The organism is Bradyrhizobium sp. 26S5, from assembly GCF_036923295.1.
GTDB lineage: Bacteria > Pseudomonadota > Alphaproteobacteria > Rhizobiales > Xanthobacteraceae > Bradyrhizobium > Bradyrhizobium septentrionale.
The window spans coordinates 9408932-9432407 of the sequence record NZ_CP145948.1; the positions used below are offsets into that span (position 1 = coordinate 9408932).

Here is a 23476-nt window from a genome sequence, read left to right on the forward strand (position 1 = left end):
TGGCGCAAAGGGCGGCCCTCGGGCCGCCCTTTCTGCTTTCTGCACCTGTGCTTGGACGGGAGGCCGGGGCGCGGGAATGCACCGCATCGTGCTATCGTTCGCCCTGTTGATTCGGGGAGGGTCATGGCAGAGGCGGCCGACGAACTGAGCACGCCGCTTGGGCAGACGACCAAGGGCAGGAGGCGCCGCGTCCGCCTGCCATTCACGGCGATGCAGGCGCTTGCCGTGCTGCTGGGGCTCGTGCTGGTCGGTTTCGGCGGCGTCGCGCTGTTCAACGACAATCCGCTCGGCGGCGAACCGATGGCCCGTATCGCGCTTCGCACGCCCCCGCCCGCAGTTGCCGACGACAAGCACGCCCCGGCCGGCCAGGCCGAACCGGTGGCCAAATCCCCCGCCAAGACACCGGCCGCAGCCAGCGACGCCAAAGACGCGAAGACCGTCACCATCATCGACGGTTCCAGCGGCAAGCGCCAGGACGTGGTGATCGGCGCCGCCGATCCCGCCGACAAGGGCGATGGCGACGCGCCGGCGCTCGCGATGACCGGCATCGACCCCCGCCTTTTGGAAAAGTCGCGCTATGGCATGATCCCGGTGGTCGCCGACGGCCTGAAGCCGTTCACGGTCTATGCGGCCGACGCCGACCGCGCCAAGGCGGGCCGGATGCCGGTGGTCGCCATTGTGGTCGCCGGCCTCGGCGTCGGTGCCGCCAAGACCACTGATGCCATCATGAAGCTGCCGCCGGCCGTGACGCTGGCCTTCACGCCCTATGGCGCCGATCCCGGCAAGCTTGCGGAACGGGCCCGGACCCAGCGCCACGAGATCCTGCTGCAGATTCCGATGGAGCCGTTCGACTATCCCGACAACGATCCGGGGCCGCAGACCTTGCTGACGACGCTCGGCAGCGAGCAGAATCTCGACCGCTTTTATTGGCACCTGAGCCGCCTGCAGGGCTATGCCGGGATCGCCAATTTCATGGGTGCCCGGTTCGTCGCAACCGATCTCGTGATGCAGCCCATCGTCCGCGAAGCGGCCAAGCGCGGCCTGAGCTATTTCGATGACGGTTCCACCCCGCGCAGCGTCGCGCAGAGCCTCGCCGCCGGTCAGGCGCTGCCGTTCGCCAGGGCCGATTTCGCCATCGACGCGGTGCCGACGTCGGCGGAAATCGACCGCGCGCTGGTCAAGCTGGAGACGATCGCCAAGGAACGCGGCACCGCCGTGGGCGTCGCCTCGGCGCTGCCGGTCTCGATCGAACGGCTCGGCGCCTGGCTCAAGACACTGGACTCCAAGGGCATCATGCTTGTGCCATTGACAACGGCGATGCTGAAATCAAAATCGGGCTAAAGATCAATCCGTTGGTGCAGCTTGAGACCTTGGCGGGGGGCCGGGTCGGCGGCTCCGGAAACTGTACGAGGTAGCGGCAGCATGGCACGTTATGAAGACCTGCCCTATCGAACCTGCGTCGGCATCATGCTGCTGAACACCGCGGGGCTGGTCTTCATCGGACGCCGCGCCGGCGGCATCGAGCATGTCGATGACGCTCATGTCTGGCAGATGCCGCAAGGCGGCGTCGATCCCGGCGAGGATACGTTTCAAGCCGCGAGGCGCGAACTCTATGAAGAGACCAGCGTCAAATCAGTGGAAAAGCTCGGCGAGGTCCCGGACTGGCTGATCTATGACATCCCGCGCACCGTCGCGGGGCGCGCCTGGAAAGGCCGCTATCGCGGCCAGCGGCAAAAATGGTTCGCCTTGCGCTTCACCGGCGAGGAGAAGGAGATCAACGTCTCCAATCCCGGTGGCGGTGGCCACAAGGCCGAGTTCATGTCCTGGCGCTGGGAGCCGATGAAGAATCTGCCGGAGCTGATTGTGCCGTTCAAGCGCCCGGTCTATGAGCGCGTCGTGAAGGAATTCGCCGGTTTGGCGGCCAAATAGACCCACGACGTACGCAACCGAGATGTCATCAGATAAGCCCTATCGCCCCAATGTGGGCATTGCGCTGTTCAACGCCGCTGGACGCGTGCTGATCGGCCACCGGATCAAGGACGATGGTCCGGAGATCGTATTGCCCGGCCTCGAATGGCAGATGCCGCAAGGCGGCATCGACGCGGGCGAGGATCCGCGCCAAGCCGTGATGCGCGAATTGTGGGAAGAGACCGGGGCCGTCAACGCCGACTATCTCGGCGAGACCGACTGGATGACCTACGAATTTCCGTCCCATCATGTGCCGGAAACACACCGTCTGGCACGATTTCGTGGCCAGCGGCAAAAGTGGTTCGCGCTGCGCTTCACCGGGCGCGACGACGAGATCGATCCGTTGACGCCGCGCAACAACCAGCCCGCGGAATTCGATCAATGGCGCTGGGAGCGCCTCGAACGCGTCGCCGATCTCGTGGTGCCGTTCCGGCGCGACGTCTATCGCGCGGTCGCGACCCGGTTTACGGAATTCGCCGGCTGATCTGCAGGCCCAACGCGCCGTGCGTCGCCCGGCGTCATGCCATAGGTCGCGCGGAACACGCGATAGAAGGTCGCGATGCTGTCGAAGCCGCATGAGAACGCGATCTCGTCAATGCCCCGCTCCTGCATGAGGTAGAGAGACCGCCTCGCCTCCTTCAGCCTTGCCGCCGTCAGCGTCCGCGCAAACGACAGGCCGGTCGGCTCGAACAGCGCATGCAATTGCCGCAGTGAAATGCAAAGCTCAGTGGCCACCGCGGCCGGCGTGAGCGACTGCCGATGCAGGTCGCGGAGCAGGATCTCGCGCGCGGCGTGGAGGTAACCCGCATGCAGCGCGGCACGGATTTCATCCTGGCGCGGCCGCACGCGCCCGCGCGCAAGCAGCGCCAGGCGCACCATATGCGTGACGTCGCCGGCGAACTCCCCGGCCTGCGTGGGATCACGCGTCATTGCGCGGAACATGGCGCCGACAAGCCGGGTCAGCCCGGCATCCCGCGACAGCATCACCGGCGGCACGTCCTCGATCCGCGCATCGAGCACAAGCTCGCTGGTGACGGGAATCTTGAGGCTGTAGAAATGAAAGCCGTCGGTGCGTTCGGGCTTCGAGGCAAACGGAAGATTGGAGTGGCCGAACACCAGATCTCCATTGCGCACGTACTGGACGCGATCGCGGCCAATATCCATGTGACCGGGCCCGCGCACCTGCCACGCGAGATGCAGGCTGTTGCTCGGGACGCGTGCGATGTCGGACGAGGTCCGGCTGACGCGATAGGAGGACGCGAACATTTCCGCCAGCACGGCGCCGCCCACCGGCGTTGCGGAGAACCGTCCACGGAAATCGGGCCGCTTGTCACGGTCGAGCTCGATCGTGACCCCGAACAGGCTTTTGCCGCGTACGTCGCACCAGTGCTCGAAACGGTCTTGCGGGCGGAGAGCATCGGTGGAGAAAGTCAGCACTGCATCTTGTCCGTTACATCAGGGATGAAATCGCGATGCGATCGGGCCAATTCGTCATCGCGCCGCAACTTGTCATTTGTGCACGATTCTCGCTGTAAACTGCTTCACAGTTTCCGGATCATGCTTTAGTTCGGGCCGACCGCGAACGGACTGATTGCGATGACACGACAGTCGCTGTCGCGCTTGACGCACTCGCCGAGCGCCGAATTCACCGCGGTCTGTTCGTTGGCAGCCTTCAATCCGAGCCCCGGCCGTCCCTGCGCGCCGACCGCGATCGCATTCCAACCCGCCGTCGCATCGGCGAGCTTCCGTGCAACTTCATTGCGTTCGCCCGGCGCGATGACCGAGCTGTCCGCGGCCTTGAAGAAGCCCGTGACACGCAACGTGGTCGGAATCGGCACCACGAAGACATCGTCGACCACGACGATCGTGCAGGGCACGCCCGCGACCGCGCCGCAGGCTTGCAGGTTGCGGCGCGCCGATTCCTCCAGCGAATCGATGCCTGAATTGAAGAAGAAATGCCCGCCCGGACCGAGCGCGATGGTCCGCGTCTTCCGCCCCGGCACGAACAGGTTGTCGAGCCGGGCCCTGGCCGGGTCGCGCAACAGCGGAACGTCCTTGGTGGCGTACGGCTTCTCGACCAGCGCATCGCGCTTCACCCATGGCAAGGGCGGCAGCGGAGGCTGGCCATGGGCATACACGACGGTGTTGCCGACGGCATACAGTTCGCACTTGCGCGGCGAGTTGGCATTGTCGGCGCGCTTCTGGCACAGCTCGAGTGCCGCCGTCTTCGCCGCGTCCTCGCTCGGCTGCGCCACGCTCCATCCGACGAAGCCGTTGATGTTGAGGGCCACCGCCTTGGAATCGCCTGCGGGCAAATATTCGGCCACGAGCGCGCTACGGGTGCGGTCGCTGACGAAGGGCGTGCTGTCGGCGACGAACCTATCGCCCGATGAAATCGAAGGTGGCGGTGACGGCGGCACCGGAGAGGCCGGCGCGGCCAGATTCGGCGCAGGCGCAGGTTTCGCCGGGGCAGGCGGCGCCGTCGATGCTGATGGCGACGGTGCGGCCGACGGCGCCGGTGATGCGGATGCCGCGGGCGCGGATGTCGGAGTGGAGCTCGCCACGGAAGCGGGCTTCGTCGCCGACGTTACCAGCTTGGCGTAGGTGAGGAAGCCGCCGACGCCGATCGCCGCCAAGAGCACCAGGGTGATGGCGGCGGGCCACATCCAGGCCGGCGCACCCGCAGGGGCGGCCTTGACCGGCTTCTTGACCTGCGGCGTCGCGTAGCTGCCGTCCTCGCGCCGCATCGCCACCATATAGGCGTGCACTGGGGTCGGGATGTTCTTCACTTCCTGCGCGCCGATGTCGGCGAACTGTACCGACAGCTTGTTGGCGACCTGTTCGTGCACCGCGCGCGATATGCAGATGCCGCCGACCTCGGCGAGGCCTTCGAGCCGCGCGGCGATATTGACGCCATCGCCGAGCAGATCGCCATCGCGCTCGACGACGTCGCCGATGGTGATGCCGATTCGAAACGCCATCTGCCGGCTTGGCGGATACGCCATGTTGCGCGTGCGCAGGCTTTCCTGGATGTCGATCGCGCAGCGCACGGCTTCAACGGCGCTGGGAAATTCCGCAAGCACCGCATCGCCCGCGGTGTTGAAGATGCGGCCGCCGCATTTCGCAATGAAATCGTCGGTGACCTGCCGGTAGGAGGCGAGCCGCCGCAGCGTCTCTTCCTCATCCTCGGCAACCAATCGACTATAGCCTGCAATATCGGCCGCAAAGATCGCCGCGATCTTGCGCTTCATGAGCACCAGCCCCGGAACCCAAATATAGCGGGCAGAATGCCGCCAGACGCTCGCAGGCGCAATAAGCATTCGGCGCCCGCCAGGATGCGGCGAGCGTTGAATTGTTCAAGTTTCGTGGCCGATGACTGGAAATGTGAGCGATTTCACAAGGAGGTCCGGCTCACCCGGACGCAACGGCGCGATCGCGACTAGGCAATCGCGCCTTAGTGCATAGCCGTCGCGTTGAGCTCGTGCTGGATGCCCTTGAAGTGATCGAGCCGCTCGATCGCGTGGTCGAGTTCGGTCCCCTCGTGCTCGGAGAGCTTTTCCTCCATCTCGGCGATCGTCTCGGCAAACTTCGCACGATCGAGATCCGCAATCGCGGTCGCGACGTCGGCGAGCACGGTGAGGCCCTTGTCCGACACCTCGGCAAGGCCGCCGAGCACGATCACCTTCTCGCGCTTGCCGGCGGCCGTGATCGTCAGGATCCCCGGACGAACCGTGGCGACGACCGGCGCATGGCCGGCGAGCACACCGAAATCACCCTCCACGCCGGGGACGTCGACCTGATCGACCTCGCCGGAGAAGGCGAGCTTTTCGGGAGAGACGAGATCGAAGTGGAAGGTGGCCATGGTCTTTCCGTTCTTTGCGCTGTCACCCGCGGGCTCGACCCGCGGGTCCATCAGTCAAAATGCTTCTGGTGCGATGGATCGCCGGATCACGTCCGGCGATGACGACATCCCAAAGCTTAGGCTGCTTCGGCGGCGAGCTTCTTGCCCTTCTCGACGGCTTCTTCGATGGTGCCGACCATGTAGAACGCCGCTTCCGGCAGATGGTCGTACTTGCCCTGGCAGAGATCGCGGAAACCCTTGATGGTGTCGGCGAGGTCGACGAACTTGCCCGGCGAGCCGGTGAAGACTTCGGCGACGTGGAACGGCTGCGACAGGAAGCGCTCGACCTTGCGGGCGCGGGCGACCGTCAGCTTGTCCTCTTCCGACAGTTCGTCCATGCCGAGAATGGCGATGATGTCCTGCAGCGACTTGTAGCGCTGGAGGATCTGCTGGACCATGCGCGCGGTGTTGTAGTGCTCGTCGCCGACGACGAGCGCCGACAGCATGCGCGAGGTCGAGTCGAGCGGATCCACCGCCGGATAGATGCCCTTTTCCGAGATCGCGCGCGACAGCACCGTGGTGGCGTCCAAGTGCGCGAACGAGGTGGCGGGCGCCGGGTCGGTCAAGTCGTCGGCCGGCACGTAGATCGCCTGCACCGAAGTGATCGAGCCCTTCTGGGTGGTGGTGATGCGCTCCTGCAGCGCGCCCATGTCGGTCGCGAGCGTCGGCTGATAGCCCACCGCCGAAGGAATACGGCCGAGCAGCGCCGACACTTCCGAGCCCGCCTGGGTGAAGCGGAAGATGTTGTCGACGAAAAACAGCACGTCCTGGCCCTGGTCGCGGAAGTGCTCGGCAACCGTCAGACCGGTCAGGCCGACGCGGGCGCGGGCGCCCGGCGGCTCGTTCATCTGGCCGAACACCAGCGCGCACTTCGACTTCACGCTCGGATCCGGATTGTGCGGATCGGCGTTGACCTTCGATTCGATGAACTCGTGATAGAGGTCGTTGCCTTCACGGGTCCGCTCGCCGACGCCGGCGAACACGGAATAACCACCGTGCGCCTTCGCGACGTTGTTGATCAGTTCCTGAATCAGCACGGTCTTGCCGACGCCGGCGCCGCCGAACAGGCCGATCTTGCCACCCTTCGCGTACGGAGCAAGAAGATCGACGACCTTGATGCCGGTGACGAGGATTTCGGCTTCGGTCGACTGGTCGGTGTAGGTCGGCGCTTCCTGATGGATGGCGCGCAGGCCTTCGGACTTGATCGGACCGGCTTCGTCGATCGGCTCGCCGATCACGTTGATGATGCGGCCGAGCGTGCCTTCGCCGACCGGCACCCGGATCGGCTCGCCGGTGTCGGTCACTTCCTGACCGCGGACCAGACCCTCGGTGATATCCATCGCGATGGTGCGCACCGTCGACTCGCCGAGATGCTGCGCGACTTCGAGCACCAGGCGATTGCCGCCATTCTTGGTCTCAAGCGCATTCAGAATCGCCGGAAGGTGGCCTTCGAACTGCACGTCGACCACGGCGCCCGTGACCTGGGTGACGCGACCGTTCTGGTTGGCTGCTGTAGCCATGGACTGTTCTCCTTCGAAATCTGCCTTAGACCGCCTCAGCGCCGGAGATGATTTCAATCAGCTCCTTCGTGATCTGGGCCTGGCGGGTCCGGTTGTAAATCAGGGTTTGCTTGCGGATCATTTCGCCTGCGTTGCGCGTCGCGCTGTCCATCGCGCTCATCTGCGCGCCGTAGAACGAGGCGTTGTTCTCCAGCAGCGCGCGGAAGATCTGCACCGCGAGGTTGCGCGGCAACAGGCTGCCGAGAATCTCGTCTTCTTCAGGCTCGTATTCGTAGGACGTGGCGGGGGCCGCGCTGGCCGCGGGCGCAGCCACCTCGAGCGGGATGATCTGCTGCGCGGTCGGGATCTGCGCGATCACCGACTGGAAGCGCGAGTAGAACAGCGTGCAGACATCGAACTCGCCGGCGTCGAACCGCGCCAGCACCTTCTGGGCAATGTCCTCGGCATTGACGAAGCCGATCTGGCGCACCGAACGCAGGTCGAGATGCTCGACGATGCGCTTCTCGAAGGTCCGCCGCAGTTGCTCGTAGCCTTTCCGGCCGACGCAGAAGAATTTGACTTCCTTGCCCTGCGCGAGCAGCGACTGTGCCCGCTCGCGCGCCAGCCGCACGATGGCGGAGTTGAATGCGCCGGACAGGCCGCGCTCGCCGGTGCAGACCAGCAGCAGGTGCACGTCGTTCTTGCCGGTGCCCGCGAGCAGCGCCGGGGCGCCGGGCGAGCCATTGGCCGCGGCGGCGATGTTGGAAATCACCGCATCCATCTTGGTGGCATAAGGCCGCGCCGCTTCGGCAGCGTTCTGCGCGCGGCGCAGCTTCGAGGCTGCGACCATCTGCATGGCCTTGGTGATCTTCTGCGTCGCCTTGGTCGAGGCGATGCGGACCCGCATGTCTTTTAGTGACGCCATTCTTCGTTCACCCCGGCGATCCGACCACAACGGTCAGACCGCAAGCCTCCGTTCGTCACGCCCGGCGGCGAGCCGGGCGACGTCCCATTCGTTATGCAAACGTCTTGGCGAAGCCTTCGACGGCCGTCTTGAGCTTGGCGGCGGTGTCGTCGGACAGATCGCGGCTGGTGCGGATCGCATCGAGGATGTCGGCATTCTTGCCGCGCAGCAGCGACAGCAGGCCGTCCTCGAACGCCTTCACCTTGTTGAGCGGCAGCGGATCGAGATAGCCGTTGGTGCCGGCCCAGATCACGCAGACCTGCTCTTCCATCTTCAGCGGCGAGAACTGCGGCTGCTTCAGGAGTTCGGTCAGGCGCGAGCCACGGTTGAGCAGGCGCTGCGTCGAGGCGTCGAGGTCCGAGCCGAACTGCGCGAACGCCGCCATTTCGCGGTACTGCGCGAGTTCGCCCTTGATCTTGCCGGCGACCTTCTTGGTCGCCTTGGTTTGCGCCGACGAACCGACGCGCGACACCGACAGACCGACGTTCACGGCAGGGCGGATGCCCTGGAAGAACAGGTCGGTTTCCAGGAAGATCTGGCCGTCGGTGATCGAAATCACGTTGGTCGGAATGTAGGCCGACACGTCGTTGGCCTGAGTTTCGATGACCGGCAGCGCCGTCAGCGAGCCCAAGCCATGCTCCTTGTTGAGCTTGGCGGCGCGCTCGAGCAGGCGGGAATGCAGATAGAACACGTCGCCCGGATAGGCCTCGCGGCCCGGCGGACGGCGCAGCAGCAGCGACATCTGGCGATAGGCGACGGCCTGCTTGGACAAGTCGTCATAGATGATCACGGCGTGCATGCCGTTGTCGCGGAAGTATTCGCCCATGGTGCAGGCGGTGAACGGCGCGATGTACTGCATCGGGGCCGGATCGGACGCGGTGGCCGCGACGATGATCGAGTATTCCAGCGCGCCCTGCTCTTCGAGCACCTTGACGAACTGCGCGACGGTGGAGCGCTTCTGGCCGATCGCGACGTAGACGCAATACAGCTTGAGGCTCTCGTCCGGCTGGGCGTTGAGCGGCTTCTGGTTCAGGATGGTGTCGAGCGCGATCGCGGTCTTGCCGGTCTGACGGTCACCGATGATCAGCTCGCGCTGGCCGCGGCCGATCGGAATCAGCGCATCGATCGCCTTCAGGCCGGTGGCCATCGGCTCGTTCACCGACTTGCGCGGAATGATGCCGGGCGCCTTGACGTCGACGCGCTTGCGTTCGGTCGCCTGGATCGGACCCTTGCCGTCGATCGGGTTGCCGAGCGCATCGACGACGCGGCCGAGCAGGCCCTTGCCGATCGGCGCGTCCACGATCGCGCGGGTGCGCTTGACGGTCTGGCCTTCCTTGATTTCGCGGTCGGCGCCGAAGATCACGATACCAACGTTGTCGGTTTCGAGGTTGAGCGCCATGCCGCGCGTGCCGTTCTCGAACTCGACCATTTCACCGGCCTGAACGTTGTCGAGACCGTAGACGCGGGCAATACCGTCACCGACCGACAGCACCTGGCCCACTTCGGTGACTTCGGCTTCCTGGCCGAAATTCTTGATCTGGTCCTTGAGGATCGCAGAAATTTCTGCGGCGCGGATGTCCATCAGCCTGCCTCTTTCATCGCGTTCTTGATCGAATTGAGTTTGGTGCGAAGCGAACTATCCACCATGCGGCTGCCAAGCTTGACCACGAGGCCACCGATAATGGAGGGATCGACCTTCACGTTAAGCGCGACGTCCTTGCCCGTCACTGATTTCAGTGCGGCCTTCAGCGCGTCGAGATTCTTGTCATTGAGCTGCTCGGCGACGGTGACTTCCGCAGTCGCCTCGCCCTTGAACTTCGCCACCAGCGCGCGATAGGCGCGGATCACATCGGCAATTGCGAACAGCCGGCGATTGGCGGTGAGCACCTTGAGGAATTTGGCCGACGTGCCGGAGATACCGGCCTTGTCGAGCACCGCGGTCAGCGCCTTCAGCTGGGCATCCGCGGAAAACACCGGGCTGCGAACGAGACGCTTGAGATCGGCGCTCTCGCTGAGCATGGCCTCGAATTTATCGAGGTCGGCCCTGACTTGATCGACGGATTGCTCGTCGCGCGCCAACTCGAACAGGGCCGTTGCGTAACGACCGGACACTCCCGAAACGGACGGATCTTCAGCAGCCACGAGCTCGCTCTTTTTTGCTGTCAAATTCGCAAGGGAAAAACCGTCGCCACCAAAGCAGCGCCTAGCGATCCAAGCCCTTGGAATTCAAGCGGGACTTCGATTTTCGACCGGCACAGGACGTGCCGGGACCGTTAAAATCGCGGCTTTGCTAACATAGCAATCGCGCAGGTGCAACATGACGGCATCGCGCGAGCCGCCTTGTCGCATGCGCTTTTTGACGACCGCAGCGAGCCGCCGAATCATGAAAATTCGGCGCGCGGAAATCCGTCCCGCCGACACCGATTCAGGTCACCGCAGATTTGTTCCATCGAAAATCTGCATGGGCCCATGGTTCCTAGCGCAGGGAACCCAAAACGGGCGTCCGCTTCATTTGGCGATTACTTACCGAAAACTTACCAGCGCCCCTCTAATCAGTATTCATGAGTATAGTTAGCGTTAAAAATTGGTTAACGGGCAAAGATTACGGAACCTCGTTCGAATACCCCGAAGCGGTAACAAGATATTTCAACACGAGACAATCAGGATTTACTGCCCAATTCGTGCCTCATTGCGAAACCAAACGGCATTGGTCAACGAAGGGACGGGGGTTCCACTTGCCGTGTTAGCGGCAATACTGTCTGAGGGTCTTATCAATGCTGAATATCAAGAAGGCGGCGGGCAATAGTACCCGCTCGCGTACGGCGCTTGCTTTTGTAGCCGCAACTCTACTGGTCGGGGGCAGCGTGACGGAGGCGTCCGCGAAGTCCAGGCACCACCATCATCGCCACCACCATCATCACCACGCCCGCGCCGAAGGCTCGTCCTGGCGCGACGCCAATGCATCGATCCAGCCGTCCGGCGGCCACTCGTTCTCGGGGATGGCTTCCTTCTACGGCAATGAATCCGGCAGCCGCACCGCTTCCGGCCAGCGCTTCAATCAGAACGCCATGACCGCGGCCCACCGCTCGCTGCCGTTCGGCACCAAGCTCCGCGTCACCCATGGCGGCCGCAGCGTCGTCGTCACCATCAACGATCGTGGCCCGTTCATCCGCGGCCGCGTGCTCGACCTCTCGACCGGCGCAGCGCGCGCCATTGGCCTGACCGGTGCCGGCGTCGGCCGCGTCACTGCCGAGGTCGTCTCGTAACGCGTTCAGTAAGCGTTGCGTTGCGTAACGGCCGCGAGGCCTGCTTCGCGCCAAAGGCCTGCCGTCGCGAATGACGGCAGGCTTTTTCTTTGCAGGCAGCTTTACAGGAAACTCTGCGGATCGACGTCGACCTCGAGCTTCAGATTGCCCTTGGTCTTCGGACCCGCCTCAAGCCACTCGCGCAGATATTGCGACAGGTCGACATTGCGCAGCGACTTCACCAGCAGGCGGAAGCGGTAGCGGCCCTTGATGACCGCCAGCGGCGCCTCGGCGGGGCCGAGCACCTGGATCCGCTCATCGAGCGGCGCGACCGCGGCGAGCTTGCGCGCAAAGCCTTCCGCCGTCGGACGATCCCCGGCGGAGACGATCAGGCTCGCCAGCCGGCCGAACGGCGGATAGCCGGTGCGCTCGCGAATCTCGATCTCACTGGCGTAGAACGCCTCGCGGTCATTGGCGATCAAGGCCTTGATGACGGGATGCTCGGGCTGGTGCGTCTGCAGATAGCCGACGCCACGGCCCTGGTCGCGGCCGGCACGGCCGACCACCTGGTTTAACAGCTGGAACGTCCGCTCGGCGGCGCGCGGATCGCCATTGCTCAAGCCGAGATCGGCGTCGATGACGCCGACCAGATTGAGCCGGGGGAAATTGTGCCCCTTCGCCACCAGCTGTGTTCCGATGATGATGTCGACGCGGCCCTCGGCGATCTCATTCAGCTCGCTGCGCATGGTTTCGATCGAGGTGATGAGATCGCTCGAGAGCACCATGGTGCGGGCCTCGGGGAAGATACTTGCGGCCTCTTCCTGCAGGCGCTCGACGCCGGGGCCGACCGCGACCAGCGATTCCTCGGCCGCGCAATGCGGACAGATGTTCGGGCGCGGCATCGAGAAGCCGCAGTGATGGCAGACCAGCCGCTGGCGGAATCTGTGATCGACCAACCATGCATCACAGATCGTGCAGGCGAAGCGGTGACCGCAGGCGCGGCATAGCGTCAGCGGCGCATAGCCGCGGCGGTTGAGGAACAATAGCGCCTGCTCGCGGCGCTCGATCGCATGGCGAATCTGCTCGGCCAGCACCGGCGAGATGAAACGCCCGCGCGGCGGCGGCGCGCGGCGCATGTCGATCGCCTCGATATGCGGCATGTGCTGGCCGCCGAACCGCGACGGCAGCGCGACGCGCTGATAACGCCCCTTGCGCGCATTGACCTCGCTCTCGACCGAGGGCGTCGCCGACGCCAGCACGATCGGGATCTTGGCGATATGGGCGCGGACCACCGCCATGTCGCGCGCGTGATAATGCGCGCCCTCGTCCTGCTTGTAGGCCTGGTCGTGCTCCTCATCGACGATGATGAGGCCGAGATCGGCATAGGGCAGGAACAGCGCGGAGCGGGCGCCGACCACGACCGGCGCCTTGCCCTCGGAGATCGCAGCCCAGTTGCGCGCCCGCGTGCGCGGCGTGAGCTCCGAATGCCATTCCAGCGGCCGCACGCCGAAGCGCTGCGCAAAGCGGTCGAGGAACTGGCCGGTCAGCGCGATTTCCGGCATCAGGATCAAGGTCTGCTTGCCGCGGCGGATGTTCTCGGCGATCGCCTCGAAATAGACCTCGGTCTTGCCGGAACCGGTGACGCCGTCGAGCAGCGCGACGTGAAAGCTGCCGCTCGCAGCCAGCGTCCGCATCACGTCGACCGCGCTGCGCTGCTCGCGCGAAAAATCCGGCTGCGCATAAAAGGGATCCGGAACAGGTGGCGCTGCCGGCGGCGGCATGGCCTCGACCGTCAGCGTGCCTTCGTCGACCAGGCCGTCGATCACTCCGGAACTGACGCCGGCCTCCCGCGCCGCCTCCGACTTGCCGTGCAGCAACCGGTCCGACAGCACCTCGATCACCCGCCGGCGCGCCGGTGTCAGGCGCCGCGGCGGCTCGCCGACCAGGCGCACCCCGAGGCGCATCCGCTCGGGCCCGAGATTTTCGCCCATCCGCAGCGTCATCCGCAGCACCATGCCGCGCGCCGACAGTGTGTAATTGGAGACCCAGTCGACGAGCTGGCGCAGCTCCGCCTTCAGCGACGGAACATCGAGCTTCTCGCTGACGTCCTTGAGCCGGTTGTGCAGCCGAGGATCGGGCCTGGCGTTCTCGGCCCACACCACCGCGACGACCTCGCGCGGCCCGAGCGGAACGCAGATCACGTCGCCGGGCGCAAGCTCCATGCCGCGCGGCACGCGGTAGGAATAGGTCTGGTTCAGCGCGACAGGCACCAGCACGTCGACGACGCCTGTCGTCGATGCAGAGGCTGGGCCGGGGCGCGTGGTGTGGTCCATTGAATCAGAACTTTGAAAACCCGATCGGGCTAGAGCATTTTCGGTTCTGATTGAATCAGAACCGAAGCTCTAGCTTCTTGTTTTGACGCGTTTTCTCCACGCGAACCGGTGCCCACTTCGCTCGAAAACGCTCTATCACCGCTGCGCCGCTTTAGCGAACGGTAAACGAAGGCAGTGCGATATAATCAGGAGAATCGCAGCGCCAATAGCCCTCAGGACATGGCCGTTCAAGACATGGCCGCTCAAGACATGGCCCGAACCGACCAGCCCATCCAGCCGCTCGAGCTCGACTGCGCCGACGCATCAGTCACGCAGGAGATGACGCGCTGGCTGTCGCATCTGCGCGCGGAGCGGCGGCTATCGCCGAAGACGCTCGAGGCCTACGCCCGCGATGTGCGCCAATGCCTGACCTTCCTGGCCGGGCACTGGGGCGCGCGCGTGACGCTCAAGGCATTTTCCGCGCTCGAGGCGAGCGATGTCCGCGCCTTCATGGCGATGCGCCGCGCAGACGAGATCGGGGGGCGATCGCTGATGCGGGCGCTGGCGGGCCTGCGCTCGTTCGGACGTTTCCTGGAACGCGAAGGCAAGGGCAAGGTCGGCGCGCTCTCGGCGATTCGCGCGCCCAAGGTGGCGAAGAGCCTGCCGAAGCCGATCCATATCGAGGCGGCGAAGCGCCTTGCCGACGCCGACGAGCGCGCTGATGAAACCCGCGAGACCTGGATTCTGGTGCGTGACGCCGCTGTGATGGCGCTGCTCTACGGTTCGGGCCTGCGCATCTCCGAGGCGCTCGGCCTGAAGCGCCGCGACGTGCCGAAGCCGGGCGAAGGCGACGTGCTTGTCGTAACCGGCAAGGGCAACAAGACCCGCATGGTGCCGGTGCTGCAGAACGTGCTGCAATTGATCGCGGACTATGCGGCGATCTGCCCGCACCAGCTCAGCCCGACCGGGCCGATGTTCGTAGGCGCCCGCGGCGGCCCCCTCAGCCCGCGCATCATCCAGCTCACCATGGAGCGGCTGCGCGGCGCGCTCGGCCTGCCCGACAGCGCGACGCCGCATGGGTTGCGGCACTCCTTTGCCACCCATCTGCTCAGCCGCGGCGGCGATTTGCGTGCGATCCAGGAATTGCTCGGCCACGCATCGCTGTCGACCACGCAGATCTACACCGGCATCGACAGCGAGCGCCTGCTCGAAGTCTATCGCTCCGCGCACCCGCGCGGCTGAACGCCCGGATCTGAGTTCAGAACACGGCGCGGGCTTCGCTCCCATCAATGCGCCGTTCATCATGCGCCGTTCATATTCTTAGGACTGCTACAAACCGCCCGCCCCTTGCCTTGTGCGCCGCATTCGGCAATCGTGGCGCGGTCTCATCCGGAGGGGAATCATGAGCGCACATGAAAGTATGGAGCACGCGGAGCATGCCGAGCATGCGTCGGGTGAGAACAAGAAGATCGCACTCCTGATCGCCGTGATCGCGCTCTGCCTGGCGCTGTCGGAGACGCTCGGCAAGGGCGCCCAGACCGAATCTATCAGCAAGAACGTCGAGGCGTCCAACCTCTGGGCCTTCTTCCAGGCCAAGAGCATCCGTCGCACCACCGTGCAGATCGCGGCCGAACAGGGCAAGCTGAACCTCGCGACCACCACCGACGAGGCGACGAAGGCTGCGTTGCAGAAGCAGATCGACGACTGGCAGAAGACCGCGGCGCGCTATCGTTCGGAGCCGGAGACCGGCGAGGGTTCAGAGCAACTCGCCGAACGCGCCAAGCACGCCGAGCATGAGCGCGACGAGGCCACCGCGAAGTATCATCACTTCGAGCTGGCCTCCGCCGCCTTCCAGATCGCTATCGTGCTGGCGTCAGCGACGATCATCACGGGCATCATCGCGCTGGCCTGGGTGTCGGGTCTGGTGACGCTGGCCGGCATCGTGATGACGCTGCTCGGCCTGTTCCAACCGCATTTGCTGCATCTGCATTGAAGGGCTGGGCTACGCTCTGTGACCGTCATCCTGAGGAGCGCGCCCTTGCGCGCGTCTCGAAGGATCGACGGCCGCCGGCCGGGCCGTGCATCCTTCGAGACGGCCGCGCTGCGGCCTCCTCAGGATGACGGGGTAAAAGCGTTGCTTAGAGAACCTTGCTGGTCTCGTGCACGCTTTTGCGGAAGCGCGCGATCAGGCGTAGCGTGCGCGCCGACCAGCCGTCGCCGTCGCCGCGGATCATCTCGAGGATGCGCCGCTTGATCGGTTCGACCAGCGCGGTGGCCTTGGCCCGCAGCCCCATGACGAAATTATAGAGTGCCTCGAACCAGGGCATCTCCAGCAGCTTCGGCCGCGTCACGTCGAACAGGAACGCCGTCACGCCAACGCCGACGATCTTGGCGAACAGGATCAGCGAGACTGCGCTGAGCCAGTATTGGTTCGCCAACAGCCAGAGCCCGACCAGCTTCAGCGGAAACAGCGGGATGACCGGCACGACGAAGACGATCAGCGTCATCGCCGGCGACAGCGAATCGACCCGGTCGGCAAGCCATTGCTTGAGCGCGCGCAGCGGAATCCACGCGACCACCCGCGCCACGATCGGTTCGACGTGGTCCCATAGCCAGGCCTCGATCAGGAAGATGATCGCAAGCAGGACCCAGAACGGCTGAAGCAGGCGGCGCAGCATCGCTATGATCTCTACCCGGCTCGCATGCCGGATGTTCGATCACATATGGATGGCGCGCTTGCCGACCGCAAGCGCGGCTTCCTTGATCGCCTCGGAGCGGGTCGGATGCGCGTGGCAGGTGCGGGCCAGATCTTCCGCCGATCCGCCGAATTCCATCAGAACGCAGGCTTCATGGATCATTTCGCCGGCTTCCCGGCCGACGATGTGCACGCCGAGCACCCGATCCGTCTTCGCATCTGCGAGAACCTTCACGAAGCCGTCGGTGGTCTGGTTGACCTTGGAGCGGCCGTTTGCGGTGAACGGGAATTTGCCGACGGTATACGCGACGCCGGCCTGCTTGAGGTCTTCCTCGGTCTTGCCGACCGACGACACTTCCGGCGTGGTATACACAACACCTGGGATGACGTCGTAGTTCACGTGGCCGGCCTGGCCCGCGATGATCTCGGCACAGGCTACGCCTTCGTCTTCCGCCTTGTGCGCAAGCATCGGCCCGGCCACGACGTCGCCGATGGCGTAGATGCCCTTCACATTGGTCGAGAAGTGCGCGTCGATCTCGACCCGGCCGCGATTGTCGAGCGCAACGCCGGCTTCCTTCAGCCCGAGGCCCTCGGTGTAGGGCACGCGGCCGATACAGACGAGCACGACGTCGGCCTCGATGGTTTCGGCGGCACCGCCCGCGGCCGGCTCAATCTTGGCCTGCAGCGTCTTGCCCGAGGTGTCGACCGAGGTGACCTTGGCACCGAGCTTGAAGACAAAACCCTGCTTTTCCAGCATGCGCTGGAATTGCTTGGCCACTTCGCCGTCCATGCCGGGCAGGATGCGGTCGAGGAATTCCACGACGGTGACCTTGGCACCGAGGCGATGCCAGACCGAGCCGAGTTCGAGCCCGATCACGCCGGCGCCGACGATCAGGAGACTTGACGGCACCTTCTCCAGCGACAGCGCGCCGGTCGAGGACACGACGCGCTTCTCGTCGATCTCGATGCCCTTCAGCCGCGCAATATCGGAGCCGGTGGCGATCACGATGTTCTTGGTCTCGACGGTCTCGGACTTGCCGTCGCCGGAGACCTCGACCTTGCCGGCGCCGAGGATCTTGCCGGTGCCCTTGAGCACGTCGATCTTGTTCTTCTTCATCAAGAACTCGACGCCCTTGACGTTGCCGTCGATGCCCTGCTGCTTGAAATTCATCATCGCCGGCAGATCGAGCTTCGGCGCCGGAACGCTGACGCCCATCTTGGCGAAGGAGTGCGCGGCCTCCTCGAACATCTCGGAGGCGTGCAGCAGCGCCTTCGACGGCATGCAGCCGACATTGAGGCAGGTGCCGCCCAGCGTCGCATTCTTCTCGACGACGGCAACCTTCATGCCGAGCTGCGCCGCGCGGATCGCGCAGACGTAACCGCCGGGGCCAGTGCCGATGACGACGAGATCGTAAGAAGCCATGATTGAGGTCCTGTAGCTAAACTCTGTGACAGTTGGGCGGGCGCGATTCGATCGGAAGACCGCTTCCCGCTTCTTGATCGTGTTCTAGAGCCCCGTTCCGATTGAATCGGAACGGGGCTCCAGGCGCTTGTCTTGACGCGTTTTCTTCACGCGAACCGGTAGCCACTTCGCGCGAAAACGCTCTAGCGACCGCCCGACACGTCGAGGATCGCGCTGGTGACGTAGGAGGCCTCGTCCGAGATCAGCCAGACGATGGCGTTGGCGATCTCGTCGGCGGTGCCGACGCGCTTCATCGGCACCATATGGGCAAGCCGATGGGCGCGATCGGGCTCGCCGCCCGCGGCGTGGATGTCGGTATCGATCAGCCCGGGCCGGATTCCGGCGACGCGGATGCCTTCACCCGCGACCTCGTAGCCGAGGCCGACCGTGAAGGAATCGATCGCCCCCTTGGAGGCGGCATAGTCGACATAGGTGTTGGGCGCGCCGAGCCGCGCCGCGACCGAGGAGAGGTTGACGATGACGCCGCCCTCGCCGCCGTGCTTGGTCGACATCCGCTTCACCGCCTCGCGCGCGCACAGAATGCTGCCGGTGACGTTGACCGCCATCATCTGCTGGATGCGCTCGGCCGACATCTCGTCGACACGCACACCGCTCTTGCCGACGATGCCGGCATTGTTGACGAGCGCGCCGAGCGTTCCGAAGCTGTCTGCGGCCTTGAACAGCGCCAGGATGTCCTGCTCGCTGCCGACGTCGCATTTCACTGCGATCGCCTTGCCGTTCTTGGCCTCGATCGCCGCGACGACCTCATTGGCCGCCGCCTGATTGGACGCATAGCCGACCACGATGCGATAGCCGCGCGCGGCAGCAGCGAGCGCGGTGGCGCGGCCGATGCCGCGGCTACCGCCGGTGATGACAACGACCTTATCCGTCACATTGATCCCCAAATGTAAGCACCCAACAGAACGCGACGCCCGAGGTAATCGGGTGTCGCGCGCGAATGACCTTACAGGTCCAGCACCAGGCGGGCCGGATCCTCCAGGCTCTCCTTGACGCGCACCAGGAAGGTGACCGCTTCCTTGCCGTCGATCACGCGGTGATCGTAGGACAGCGCCAGATACATCATCGGCCGCACCTCGATCTTGCCGCCGACCACCATCGGCCGCTCCTGAATCTTGTGCATGCCGAGGATGCCGGACTGCGGCGCGTTGAGGATCGGCGTCGACATCAGCGAGCCGTAGATGCCGCCATTGGTGATGGTGAAGGTGCCGCCCTGCATCTCGTCGATCTTGAGCTGACCGTCGCGGGCGCGGCGGCCGAAATCGGCGATTCCCTTCTCGATCTCGGCGATCGACTTGTGGTCGCAGTCGCGCACCACCGGCACCACCAGGCCGCGGTCGGTGCCGACCGCAACGCCGATGTGATAGTAGTTCTTGTAGATCAGGTCGGAGCCGTCGATCTCGGCGTTGACGGCGGGAATGTCCTTCAAGCCCTGCACGACCGCCTTGGTGAAGAAGCCCATGAAGCCGAGCTTCGAGCCGTGCTTCTTCTCGAACGTGTCCTTGTAGAGGGCGCGCAGCTTCATCACCTCGGTCATGTCGACCTCGTTGAAGGTCGTCAGCATCGCGGCGGTGTTCTGCACGTCCTTCAGGCGGCGCGCGATAGTCTGGCGCAGCCGGGTCATCTTCACCCGTTCCTCGCGCGCGGCGTCGTCGGCCGGCGAGGGCGCACGGACCTGCACCGCGGCAGCCGGCTGATTGACCGGGGTCGGCGCCGAGGCGGCCTTCTCGATCGCGGCCAGCATGTCGCCCTTGGTGACGCGGCCGTCCTTGCCCGAACCGGGGACCGTGGAGGCATCGACGCCGCTCTCGGCGGACAGCTTACGCACCGAAGGCGCGAGCGGCGCATCCGACGGCGGCACCTTGGGCGCAGCCGGTGCGGGAGCGGCGGCAGCGGCCGCCGCAGCCGGTGCGGCGGCCTTGGCGGGCGCAGCGGCAGCAGGCTTGGCCGCAACAGCGCCGTCATTGATCTGGCCGAGCAGCGCACCGACGGCGACGGTCTCGCCATCCTTGGCGATGATCTCGCCGAGCGTGCCGGCGACCGGCGCGGGCACCTCGATGGTGACCTTGTCGGTTTCCAGCTCCACCAACGGTTCGTCCACCGCGACGGCCTCACCGGCCTTCTTGAACCAGCGGCCGATCGTGGCCTCGGTCACGGATTCCCCGAGCGTTGGAACGCGAATTTCAGTCATGGTCTTTTCCCCGATAACCTTGCGGTCGTAAAACTTGTCTCGCCACCGCCGCCAAAGCGAACGATCCGGCACTCCGTGACGACAGCGCTTGTGCTGGATGACGGGATACCGGATGCCCCGCTTTCGCGGGGCATGGTGTTCGTGAAGATCGTTAGTTCAGTGCGTCGTCGAGCAGCGCCTTGAGCTGCGCCAGATGTTTCGACATCAGGCCGGTGGCGGTCGCCGCCGACGCCGGACGGCCGGCATAGCGCGGCCGCTTGTTGGCTGCGTGGATCTGGTTCAGTACCCATTCCAGGTAAGGCTCGATGAAGTGCCAGGAGCCCATGTTGCGCGGCTCTTCCTGGCACCAGACCACCTCGGCATTCTTGAAGCGGCCGAGCTCCTGCACCAGCGCCTTCAGCGGCACCGGATACAGCTGCTCGATACGCATCAGGTAGATGTCGTCGATGCCGCGCTTCTCGCGCTCCTCGTACAGATCGTAATAGACCTTGCCGGAGCACAGCACGACGCGACGGATCTTGTCGTCGGGCACCAGCTTGATCTTCTCGTCCGGCAGCATCTGCGCGTCATCGTACAGGATGCGGTGGAACGTGGCGTTCTCGCCGAGTTCGTCGAGCCGCGACACGGCGCGCTTGTGACGCAGCAGCGATTTCGGCGTCATCAGGATCAGCGGCTTGCGGATTTCGCGATGCAGCTGGCGCCGCAGCGCGTGGAAGTAGTTCGCCGGCGTGGTCGGATAGACCACCTGCATGTTGTCCTCGGCGCACATCTGCAGGTAACGCTCGAGGCGCGCGGAGGAGTGCTCCGGTCCCTGCCCTTCGTAGCCGTGCGGCAGCAGGCAGACGAGGCCTGACATGCGCAGCCATTTGCGTTCGCCCGAGGAGATGAACTGGTCAAACACCACCTGCGCACCATTGGCGAAATCGCCGAACTGCGCTTCCCAGAGCGTCAGTGCATTCGGCTCGGCGAGCGAGTAGCCGTACTCGAAGCCGAGCACCGCCTCTTCCGACAGCAGCGAGTTGATGACCTCGTAGTGGCCGGTATCCTCGCCGCCGAGATGGTTGAACGGCGTGTAGCGGCTCTCGTCCTCCTGGTCGATCAGGACCGAATGGCGCTGCGAGAAGGTGCCGCGTTCGGAATCCTGGCCGGACAGGCGCACATGATGGCCTTCCTGCAGCAATGTGCAGAACGCCAGCGCCTCGCCGGTCGCCCAGTCGATGCCGACGCCGGTGTCGATCGCCTTGGCGCGATTGTCGAGGAAGCGCTGGATGGTGCGGTGGGCGCGGAAGCCGTCCGGCACCTTGGTGATCTTGCGGCCGATGTCCTTGAGCACGGCGACATCGACCCCGGTGACGCCACGGCGCGCGTCTTCTTCCTGATCGGCCGACTTGAACCCGGCCCATTTGCCGTCGAGCCAGTCGGCCTTGTTCGGCTTGTAGCCGGCACCGGCTTCGAGCTCGGCGTCGAGCCGTGCGCGCCAGTCGGCCTTGGCCTTCTCGACCTCGCCCTCGGTCAGCACGCCGTCGGCGACCAGCCGCTTGGCGTAGATCTCCAGCGTCGACGGATGCGAGGCGATCCGCTTGTACATCACCGGCTGGGTGAACGCCGGCTCGTCGCCCTCGTTGTGGCCGTGGCGACGGTAGCAGAACATGTCGATCACGACCGGCTTGTGGAATTTCTGCCGGAACTCGATCGCGACCTTGGCCGCGAACACCACGGCCTCCGGATCGTCGCCATTCACGTGGAAGATCGGCGCGTCGATCATCTTCGCCACGTCGGACGGATAGGGCGACGAACGCGAGTAGCGCGGATAGGTGGTGAAGCCGATCTGATTGTTGACGATGAAGTGCAGCGAGCCGCCGGTGCGGTAGCCCTTCAGGTCGGACAGGCTGAAGCATTCCGCCACCACGCCCTGGCCCGCGAACGCCGCGTCGCCGTGCATCAGGAGCGGCAGCACCGAGATGCGCATGTCGGGCGGATCGCCGTGCTGATCCTGCTTGGCGCGCACCTTGCCCATCACGACGGGATCGACGATCTCGAGATGCGACGGATTGGCGGTCAGCGACAGATGGATGTTGTTGCCGTCGAACTCGCGGTCCGAGGAGGCGCCAAGGTGATACTTGACGTCGCCGGAGCCTTCGACCGAGTCCGGGTTGGCCGAACCGCCCTTGAATTCATGGAACAGCGCGCGGTGCGATTTGCCCATCACCTGGGTCAGCACGTTGAGACGGCCGCGATGCGGCATGCCGACCACGATCTCCTTCACGCCGAGATTGCCGCCGCGCTTGATGATCTGCTCAAGCGCCGGGATCAGCGATTCGCCGCCGTCGAGACCAAAACGCTTGGTGCCGGTGAACTTGGTGTCGCAGAATTTCTCGAAGCCATCCGCCTCGATCAACTTGTTGAGAATCGCCCGGCGTCCCTCCGGCGTGAAGCTGATCTCCTTGTCCGGTCCCTCGATGCGCTCCTGGATCCACGCCTTCTGCGCGGCGTTGGAAATGTGCATGAACTCGACGCCGAGCGTCTGGCAATAGGTGCGCTCGCAGATCTGCACGATCTCGCGCAGCGTGCCGTATTCGAGGCCGAGCACGTGGTCGAGGAAGATCTTGCGATCGAAGTCCGCCTCGGTGAAGCCGTAGGAGCGCGGGTCGAGTTCCTCGCGGTCGCGCGGCGCTTCGATGCCCAGCGGGTCGAGCTTGGCGTGGAAATGGCCGCGCATGCGGTAGGCGCGGATCAGCATCAGGGCGCGAACCGAATCGCGGGTGGCCTGATTCACGTCGGTGTCGGAGAGCGCGGCGCCCTTGGCCTGCGCCTTGGCGGCGAGCTTGGTGCCGACCGCCTTCTCGACCTGGGCCCAGTTGCCGTCGAGCGCCGAGGTCAGCTCATCGCGCGGCGTCACCGGCCAGTTGTCGCGGCCCCACGAGGCGCCCTCGGCGTTCTTCTGGACGTCGGTCGGGGCGTCCTTCAGGCTCTTGAAGAAATCCTGCCATTCGGCGTCGACCGACGACGGGTCCTGCTCGTAGCGGGCGTAGAGGTCGTCGATGTAGGCGGCGTTGGTACCCTGCAGGAAGGATGAGAGAGCAAAAGCGGCGTTCGCGTCTTGGCGAGACATGGGGCAGTCCTGGTGATTTTTTTCGGTTCGCGCGTGGAAGACGGCGCAAGTGCCGGTCTGAGAAGAGCGCCGGCTGGGTCGTTACCCTTTACCCTATCTAAGACAGATA

19 protein-coding genes are annotated in these 23476 nt (G+C 64.9%); 6 read left to right on the forward strand and 13 right to left on the reverse strand.

The features are described 5' to 3' along the window. Positions 1-123: 123 nt before the first annotated feature. The 3 genes from V5279_RS44320 to V5279_RS44330 all read left to right on the forward strand — a co-directional run bounded on the left by V5279_RS44320 (position 124) and on the right by V5279_RS44330 (position 2452). Positions 124-1341, forward strand: coding sequence for a divergent polysaccharide deacetylase family protein (locus tag V5279_RS44320; RefSeq protein ID WP_338693544.1), 1218 nt, complete (start codon positions 124-126; stop codon positions 1339-1341). 81 nt (positions 1342-1422) lie between these two features. Then, positions 1423-1929 carry an RNA pyrophosphohydrolase gene (locus V5279_RS44325; protein ID WP_029081346.1) on the forward strand — a complete coding sequence of 169 codons (507 nt, stop codon included), beginning with the start codon at positions 1423-1425 and terminating at the stop codon, positions 1927-1929. A 22-nt stretch (positions 1930-1951) separates the two neighbouring features. Then, entirely contained in the window at positions 1952-2452 is a 501-nt protein-coding gene (locus tag V5279_RS44330) for an RNA pyrophosphohydrolase (protein WP_166300623.1), read from the forward strand. On the opposite strand, the gene V5279_RS44335 is transcribed toward V5279_RS44330, so the two are convergent. The 7 genes from V5279_RS44335 to V5279_RS44365 form a co-directional block, all read right to left on the reverse strand. Then, positions 2410-3405, reverse strand: a complete 996-nt coding sequence (locus V5279_RS44335; RefSeq protein ID WP_338693550.1) for an AraC family transcriptional regulator — start codon at positions 3403-3405, stop codon at positions 2410-2412. The two genes, V5279_RS44330 and V5279_RS44335, sit on opposite strands and share 43 nt — an antisense overlap. Before the next feature lie 125 nt (positions 3406-3530). Continuing rightward, a complete protein-coding gene (locus V5279_RS44340) occupies positions 3531-5219 on the reverse strand; it encodes an adenylate/guanylate cyclase domain-containing protein (RefSeq protein ID WP_338693552.1) in 1689 nt (562 codons plus the stop codon). A 203-nt stretch (positions 5220-5422) separates the two neighbouring features. Further along, positions 5423-5830, reverse strand: coding sequence for a F0F1 ATP synthase subunit epsilon (locus tag V5279_RS44345; RefSeq protein ID WP_166300619.1), 408 nt, complete (start codon positions 5828-5830; stop codon positions 5423-5425). Between the two features lie 116 nt (positions 5831-5946). After that, positions 5947-7389 (reverse strand): F0F1 ATP synthase subunit beta, encoded by a 1443-nt coding sequence (gene atpD, locus V5279_RS44350; protein WP_029081341.1) that lies wholly within the window; start codon positions 7387-7389, stop codon positions 5947-5949. Between the two features lie 25 nt (positions 7390-7414). Further along, on the reverse strand, positions 7415-8293 hold the full coding sequence (locus V5279_RS44355) for a F0F1 ATP synthase subunit gamma (protein WP_338693555.1): 879 nt from the start codon (positions 8291-8293) through the stop codon (positions 7415-7417). A 91-nt stretch (positions 8294-8384) separates the two neighbouring features. Next, complete coding sequence (atpA, locus tag V5279_RS44360) at positions 8385-9914, reverse strand: F0F1 ATP synthase subunit alpha (RefSeq protein ID WP_338693557.1); 1530 nt, start codon at positions 9912-9914, stop codon at positions 8385-8387. Further along, positions 9914-10474, reverse strand: a complete 561-nt coding sequence (locus V5279_RS44365; protein WP_166300615.1) for a F0F1 ATP synthase subunit delta — start codon at positions 10472-10474, stop codon at positions 9914-9916. The genes atpA and V5279_RS44365 overlap by 1 nt, the downstream gene beginning before the upstream one ends. Before the next feature lie 632 nt (positions 10475-11106). On the opposite strand from V5279_RS44365, the gene V5279_RS44370 reads away from it, so the two are divergent. Beyond that, on the forward strand, positions 11107-11598 hold the full coding sequence (locus V5279_RS44370) for a septal ring lytic transglycosylase RlpA family protein (RefSeq protein WP_166300613.1): 492 nt from the start codon (positions 11107-11109) through the stop codon (positions 11596-11598). Between the two features lie 101 nt (positions 11599-11699). On the opposite strand, the gene V5279_RS44375 is transcribed toward V5279_RS44370, so the two are convergent. Continuing rightward, positions 11700-13910 (reverse strand): primosomal protein N', encoded by a 2211-nt coding sequence (locus tag V5279_RS44375; protein ID WP_338693562.1) that lies wholly within the window; start codon positions 13908-13910, stop codon positions 11700-11702. A 249-nt stretch (positions 13911-14159) separates the two neighbouring features. Here V5279_RS44375 and V5279_RS44380 point away from each other — a divergent pair, with 249 nt between their 5' ends. Both V5279_RS44380 and V5279_RS44385 read left to right on the forward strand, forming a co-directional pair. Next, positions 14160-15131, forward strand: coding sequence for a tyrosine recombinase XerC (locus V5279_RS44380; protein ID WP_338701731.1), 972 nt, complete (start codon positions 14160-14162; stop codon positions 15129-15131). A gap of 160 nt (positions 15132-15291) precedes the next feature. Next, on the forward strand, positions 15292-15882 hold the full coding sequence (locus V5279_RS44385; protein WP_029081334.1) for a DUF4337 domain-containing protein: 591 nt from the start codon (positions 15292-15294) through the stop codon (positions 15880-15882). Between the two features lie 145 nt (positions 15883-16027). Here the strand turns inward: V5279_RS44385 and V5279_RS44390 are convergent, their stop codons facing one another. From V5279_RS44390 to V5279_RS44410, 5 genes are all read right to left on the reverse strand, one after another. Then, on the reverse strand, positions 16028-16567 hold the full coding sequence (locus V5279_RS44390) for a hypothetical protein (RefSeq protein WP_166213288.1): 540 nt from the start codon (positions 16565-16567) through the stop codon (positions 16028-16030). A 39-nt stretch (positions 16568-16606) separates the two neighbouring features. Next, the gene (lpdA, locus tag V5279_RS44395) at positions 16607-18007 is read right to left on the reverse strand and encodes a dihydrolipoyl dehydrogenase (RefSeq protein ID WP_166300608.1); all 1401 of its coding nucleotides are present in this window, start codon (positions 18005-18007) and stop codon (positions 16607-16609) included. A gap of 182 nt (positions 18008-18189) precedes the next feature. After that, positions 18190-18939, reverse strand: a complete 750-nt coding sequence (locus tag V5279_RS44400) for an SDR family oxidoreductase (protein WP_166300606.1) — start codon at positions 18937-18939, stop codon at positions 18190-18192. A 71-nt stretch (positions 18940-19010) separates the two neighbouring features. Then, positions 19011-20255, reverse strand: coding sequence for a 2-oxoglutarate dehydrogenase complex dihydrolipoyllysine-residue succinyltransferase (gene odhB / locus V5279_RS44405; RefSeq protein WP_338693570.1), 1245 nt, complete (start codon positions 20253-20255; stop codon positions 19011-19013). A 151-nt stretch (positions 20256-20406) separates the two neighbouring features. Next, the gene (locus tag V5279_RS44410) at positions 20407-23367 is read right to left on the reverse strand and encodes a 2-oxoglutarate dehydrogenase E1 component (protein ID WP_338693572.1); all 2961 of its coding nucleotides are present in this window, start codon (positions 23365-23367) and stop codon (positions 20407-20409) included. Positions 23368-23476: the final 109 nt, after the last annotated feature.

Excerpts from the sequence above, each read along its gene's own strand:
- atpA (WP_338693557.1), bottom strand. The coding sequence starts at position 9,914 with ATGGACATCCGCGCCGCAGAAATTTCTGCGATCCTCAAGGACCAGATC.
- V5279_RS44345 (WP_166300619.1), bottom strand. The coding sequence starts at position 5,830 with ATGGCCACCTTCCACTTCGATCTCGTCTCTCCCGAAAAGCTCGCCTTC.
- V5279_RS44355 (WP_338693555.1), bottom strand. The coding sequence starts at position 8,293 with ATGGCGTCACTAAAAGACATGCGGGTCCGCATCGCCTCGACCAAGGCG.
- V5279_RS44325 (WP_029081346.1), top strand. The coding sequence starts at position 1,423 with ATGGCACGTTATGAAGACCTGCCCTATCGAACCTGCGTCGGCATCATG.
- odhB (WP_338693570.1), bottom strand. The coding sequence starts at position 20,255 with ATGACTGAAATTCGCGTTCCAACGCTCGGGGAATCCGTGACCGAGGCC.
- V5279_RS44375 (WP_338693562.1), bottom strand. The coding sequence starts at position 13,910 with ATGGACCACACCACGCGCCCCGGCCCAGCCTCTGCATCGACGACAGGC.
- V5279_RS44330 (WP_166300623.1), top strand. The coding sequence starts at position 1,952 with ATGTCATCAGATAAGCCCTATCGCCCCAATGTGGGCATTGCGCTGTTC.
- V5279_RS44320 (WP_338693544.1), top strand. The coding sequence starts at position 124 with ATGGCAGAGGCGGCCGACGAACTGAGCACGCCGCTTGGGCAGACGACC.
- lpdA (WP_166300608.1), bottom strand. The coding sequence starts at position 18,007 with ATGGCTTCTTACGATCTCGTCGTCATCGGCACTGGCCCCGGCGGTTAC.
- V5279_RS44410 (WP_338693572.1), bottom strand. The coding sequence starts at position 23,367 with ATGTCTCGCCAAGACGCGAACGCCGCTTTTGCTCTCTCATCCTTCCTG.
- V5279_RS44340 (WP_338693552.1), bottom strand. The coding sequence starts at position 5,219 with ATGAAGCGCAAGATCGCGGCGATCTTTGCGGCCGATATTGCAGGCTAT.
- V5279_RS44390 (WP_166213288.1), bottom strand. The coding sequence starts at position 16,567 with ATGCTGCGCCGCCTGCTTCAGCCGTTCTGGGTCCTGCTTGCGATCATC.
- V5279_RS44385 (WP_029081334.1), top strand. The coding sequence starts at position 15,292 with ATGAGCGCACATGAAAGTATGGAGCACGCGGAGCATGCCGAGCATGCG.
- V5279_RS44380 (WP_338701731.1), top strand. The coding sequence starts at position 14,160 with ATGGCCCGAACCGACCAGCCCATCCAGCCGCTCGAGCTCGACTGCGCC.
- atpD (WP_029081341.1), bottom strand. The coding sequence starts at position 7,389 with ATGGCTACAGCAGCCAACCAGAACGGTCGCGTCACCCAGGTCACGGGC.
- V5279_RS44370 (WP_166300613.1), top strand. The coding sequence starts at position 11,107 with ATGCTGAATATCAAGAAGGCGGCGGGCAATAGTACCCGCTCGCGTACG.